At 58.9% G+C, this 4,594-nt stretch carries 4 protein-coding genes and 2 pseudogenes; 2 read left to right on the forward strand and 4 right to left on the reverse strand.

Going from position 1 to position 4,594, the window contains the following annotated elements:
- Window positions 1-670: IS6 family transposase (locus VMJ11_RS08525; protein WP_325618871.1), on the forward strand; the 670-nt coding region annotated here is incomplete at its 5' end.
- A 42-nt stretch (window positions 671-712) separates the two neighbouring features.
- Here VMJ11_RS08525 and VMJ11_RS08530 read toward each other — a convergent pair.
- Window positions 713-916: pseudogene (locus VMJ11_RS08530) on the reverse strand (IS5/IS1182 family transposase); the annotation flags it as partial.
- 811 nt (window positions 917-1,727) lie between these two features.
- Window positions 1,728-1,910 (reverse strand): annotated as a pseudogene (locus VMJ11_RS08535) (IS6 family transposase); the annotation flags it as partial.
- Window positions 1,911-2,282: 372 nt separating this feature from the next.
- Between VMJ11_RS08535 and VMJ11_RS08540 the strand changes: the two are divergent.
- Window positions 2,283-2,870, forward strand: a complete 588-nt coding sequence (locus VMJ11_RS08540) for a BPSL1445 family SYLF domain-containing lipoprotein (RefSeq protein WP_325618873.1) — start codon at window positions 2,283-2,285, stop codon at window positions 2,868-2,870.
- 555 nt (window positions 2,871-3,425) lie between these two features.
- On the opposite strand, the gene VMJ11_RS34435 is transcribed toward VMJ11_RS08540, so the two are convergent.
- Together VMJ11_RS34435 and ppk2 are read right to left on the reverse strand one after the other, a co-directional pair.
- Window positions 3,426-3,629, reverse strand: coding sequence for a transposase (locus VMJ11_RS34435; protein WP_414694346.1), 204 nt, complete (start codon window positions 3,627-3,629; stop codon window positions 3,426-3,428).
- Window positions 3,630-3,776: 147 nt separating this feature from the next.
- Entirely contained in the window at window positions 3,777-4,484 is a 708-nt protein-coding gene (ppk2, locus tag VMJ11_RS08545; RefSeq protein WP_325618875.1) for a polyphosphate kinase 2, read from the reverse strand.
- Window positions 4,485-4,594: the final 110 nt, after the last annotated feature.

A 4,594-nucleotide genomic window follows, 5' to 3' on the forward strand; every position in this document is an offset into this window, starting at 1 on the left:
AGTACGGTGGTACCACCGCTTCAACCTGAGCCTGCGGGACATCGAGGAATTACTACTCGAGCGCGGCGTGAGTGTCACGTACGAATCGGTGCGCAACTGGTGCGAGCGGTTTGGTGCGCAGTTTGCGCGTTGCGCGAAGGCCGTGCGTGGCAAGGTGGGTTCGTCCTGGCACCTCGATGAAGTGTTCGTGAAGCTGCGCGGCGAGCCGTACGTGCTGTGGCGCGCGGTGGACGAACACGGCACCGAAATGGACGTGCTGTTGCAAAAGCGGCGCGACAAGGCTGCGGCCAAACGCTTCTTCAGGAAGGTATTGCGCTCACACCCGGTGCCCCGAAAGATTGTCACCGATCAACTGCGTAGCTATCCGGCGGCAAAGGCGGAGGTGCCCGAACTGGCCGGCGTGAAACATGTATTCGTGAAAGCGTCGGCCCGGGTCAATAGCCGCGCGGAAAACAGCCACCAACCCACGCGCCGGCGCGAGCGCCAGATGCAAGGCTTTCGCGATCCCCAGCGTACTCAGGCGTTTCTCTCTCGCTTCGGTCCTATCCGTCAGCACTTCGCCTTGCCGAGGCACCAGATGAAGGCTGCCTGCCATCGCGCAGAACTTCAGGCACGCCTGCTTGCCTGGCAGTGCTGGGCCGGCGTGAGCAGCCTCGGAATTGTCCAATAAGGATACCTTAGCTTGCCCAGATGGCACACACCATCTTCAGCCAACTTGACAAAGCCTCTTCAAGCCACGCACCATAACCTGGCGCATGCGGCCCGCGGTCTTGGCCCAGCCGAAGCCTTGTTCGATCAACTTGCGCTTTTGCTGCGAAATAGCGTAGCCCACGCTCGAGGCAATCGTATCGGGCACTGCCGAACGCCGCCCCGAAGTGTTTTGCGCAACGTGCGATGTGACCTTCATCTGTTTGCATTGCGAACCATCTCTTCGCGCTGAACGAACGCCCGTGTAAGCCTTTATTTTAATGACATCGGGTCCTCGCGGGTGTGATGAGCGTGCTTCACGGCCGCTTGTTAATGGCCTACTTAACGCATTCTGTGACATCTCCTTTTCGGCTAGCGACCGACTGTTCGCACTCACCGGGCGCCTTCCCGGGCGACCGCTCAAGCGCGGCAATCGCACGGCAACCAATCGCACTTATGTTACACACGGCAACATAGAGCGAGTCGCAATCCGATCGGGATCGTTTTTGTCGCGAGGTGTCGTATCGACCGACAATTTGACAAGCGTCAATTGAAGAGCAAGGCGCAGAGGTATGTTAGTCGCACCGGACAATTGCTGGCAGTTGCCACTGCACAGGCAAGCCTACATGACGAGGGATGTCACCCGTACGCTCACCTGGCTGCCAGCGCGCTGACTAACACCGACGAGGCAAACTCCATGGCATTCGTGTTATTGGCCGCAATCTTTCTTGCGTCAGCTGGATTCTTGGGCAGCACTTCGCTAGCGCCGACCAAGCCGGCGGCAACTCCGTCAGCCCCCGTTTCGGGGCCGGGAGAAGGCAGCAACAAGGCCCTGCCGGCAAGTCCCGAGTCGACCGAGCCAAACGCTCCGCCGCAATGAGGCGTCGTTAGTTATACATAATAATGTCACTGCTCTCGATCATGCGATCTGGAATGGAACGGCTCTGTCAAGTTGGCGGGCGCAGGCTACCTATGTGGATCAAGCGTAGTTATCCTTATCAGATAACTTTCCCTGCTGCGTCGATGACAGTCCAGGAATGTCATGTTGCGAAGCGGTCTTGGAGTACGGCGCGATGACATGCCGCGTTCATTTGATGTCGGGGCAACGCGAAGTGCTGGCGGATCACGCCGAAGCATGAGAGAAACGCCTGCGTGCGATGCGTATCGCGAAATCCGTACATCTGGCGTTCGCGCCTGCGGGTCGGCTGGTGGCTTCTATGAGCTGGAAGTTGTCAAGGTGTTTGGAAACTGGGGCACCACTCGTTGATCCCTATCCTTCCGCCTCGCGGTAACAAGGCAATCAAAAGGTACGTCAGTGGTTGGAAGCCGATTGTTGCGCCCGTGAGATCCAACGTCCCACCAACTTCTATCCGCTGGCAAAACTGAACTGACTGCAGATTTTTTCTAAAGTCCAGTCCCCAAACCGCCCAAAAAAGCAGGCAGGATAGGCTGATGACCCTGCTCAATTTTCGGTCGGCGTAAACACTATAGGACTAAAGTTCGATTCTCCCTGGTCTGTCACGATGACATCATTGCAAGGCAGAGCCTGACTCACCCACCGGGAATTCTCCTCGGAAAAACGATGGAGGTCGATAGTGAACAGACGGCATTTTGTGCTAAAGGCAGCGGCTGCCAGTGCCGCAGCGGGTCTGACGCTCGCGGGCTGCACCATGACGCCAGGCAGCGGCAAGAGCCCGGAAACCGACGTCTCGAAGCGCCAGGCAATCGACGCCAGTGTTGATGGCACGTTGACCCGGCTTTTCGCGACGGTAAATGGGTCACGCGAACTAGCATCGAAAGCCCGGGGTATCCTGGTGTTCCCAGACGTGAAGAAGGCGGCCTTCATCGCTGGCGCGGAGTATGGCGAAGGCGCATTGCGTGTGGGTGGCACGACGCTTGGCTACTACAGCACGGCGGCCGCTTCATTTGGATTCCAGGCTGGTGCCCAGTCGACGGCAGTGATCTTCATGTTCATGACGCAGGACTCGCTCGACAAGTTCCGCAACGCGGCTGGCTGGTCGGCGGGCAGCGACGCGGCGGTTTCGCTCGTGAAAGTGGGTGCGAATGGCACCATCGACACGACATCTGCCTCCTCGCAGGTCGTGGCCCTCGTGCTGACCAATACCGGTCTGATGGCAGACGTTTCAGTCAACGGCACCAAAGTCACCCGGCTCAATCTGTAAACGTAAAACCGGGCTTGCCCTAGGTTTGCCAGATTTCCTGAGCCGTCATGGCGGGTGCGGGGGAGACGCTGCGCGGACGACGTCCCGGCGCGGGAACAGGCCCCGCATGGCGCGTTCTGCCCATGCGCTGCGGCGCCATTGCCCGAAGCGCTTCCGTCGACGCGTGCAACGGACGGCGTGCGTGGGAAGTCGACGCAGGCCGGATCGTCAATCAGCCGGCACGCGGACGCACCCGGCGACGCACCTACTTCTGGGCAGCGGGCTCGACGGAAATGGCGAGGACTTCGGTGTACACGGCCTCCACCTGATTACCCTTCTTGATGTTCGCAAGTTGCGCGGGATCCTCCGCCTTCAGGTCCTCTGTGTAGCCCGCGGAGCCTTTTACGTAACGTGACGGCTTGGGCCTTTGTATTGAATGCGACGACGTCGGCCACGACTTTCACTTCCTGCCCGAGAGTACAGCCGGGCTTGGCCCCAACGGGCGCACGCTCCATCGACGGGTGTTCTTCGACCGAACTCATGCCGCCGCCATCTTTCTGTAAGCGACGCGTAAGATTACGAGAAATTGACTCGAAATTTGGTCCCATAGCCGGATAGAAGCGCGGCGAGTTCGGCGTCGATGGTTTCCTTTGTCCACGTGACGAAACGACGCCAGTGGTATTTCATGTGCTTCCACACGATCTCAATCAAATTGGGTTCAGGACTGTAGGGCGGTAGATAGAACAGGAGCGCCTTGTGTTCGAGAAACCAGCGGTCCAGCGAGGCACGCGATCCGACCTTGCTTCAACGCATATCGCGGAGCTACGACCGTCGCATGGGACGGTCGCGCCTGCACAAGGTATGATGCCCACGCTTGGGGAAAGCGCAAGACGGCGCACGTTACGGCTGCAAAACGCGCAACGTCACTCAGAACTTCTCGGGCACGAACTTGAAGGGATAGTCGGGTTCCTCATAGTCTTTCGCTTTCTGTCGCGCCGGCAGCGAGATCTTTTCGCGCCCGACCTTGTCATAAGGAATCGCACCGAGCAGATGACTGATCAGGGGGTTCAGGCTGGCGCGCTTCTTGTTGTCCGACCTCACGACATGCCACGGTGCGAAGTCCGTATCCGTCAACTCAAACATCTCGTCACTGGCGCGCGAGTAGTCATACCAGCGGCGATAGGATTCGATGTCCATCGGCGAGAGTTTCCAGATCTTCCGCTCGTCATGGATCCGCGATTCGAGGCGCCGCGTCTGTTCTTCTGGACTCACCTCGAGCCAGTATTTGATCAGCAGGACGCCGGACTGGATGATCGCGCGTTCGACAAGTGGCACGGCCCGCAGAAACTCCTGCGCCTGTTCGATGGTGCAAAAGCCCATCACACGTTCGACGCCCGCCCGGTTGTACCAGCTGCGGTCAAACAGCACAATCTCGCCCGCCGCCGGCAGATGCGGCAGATAGCGCTGAATGTACATCTGGGTTTTTTCCCGATCGGTCGGCGCCGGCAGTGCGATGACCCGGAAAATTCGCGGACTGACGCGTTCGGTAATCGCCTTGATCGTGCCGCCCTTGCCTGCACCGTCGCGCCCTTTGAACACCACGCACTGACCTTGCCCCCGTTTGACGAATCCCATAGCTGGGGGAATTATGCGGCTTCGCCTTGCTGAGCCGCGAACCAGTTCTTCTCGAAATTCATGGGGCTGACGTAGTCGAGTGTCGAGTGTAACCGGCGTGCATTGTAAAA

Origin of the sequence: Paraburkholderia sp. (genome assembly GCF_035501035.1) — a bacterium.
In the GTDB taxonomy this organism is placed as follows: domain Bacteria; phylum Pseudomonadota; class Gammaproteobacteria; order Burkholderiales; family Burkholderiaceae; genus Paraburkholderia.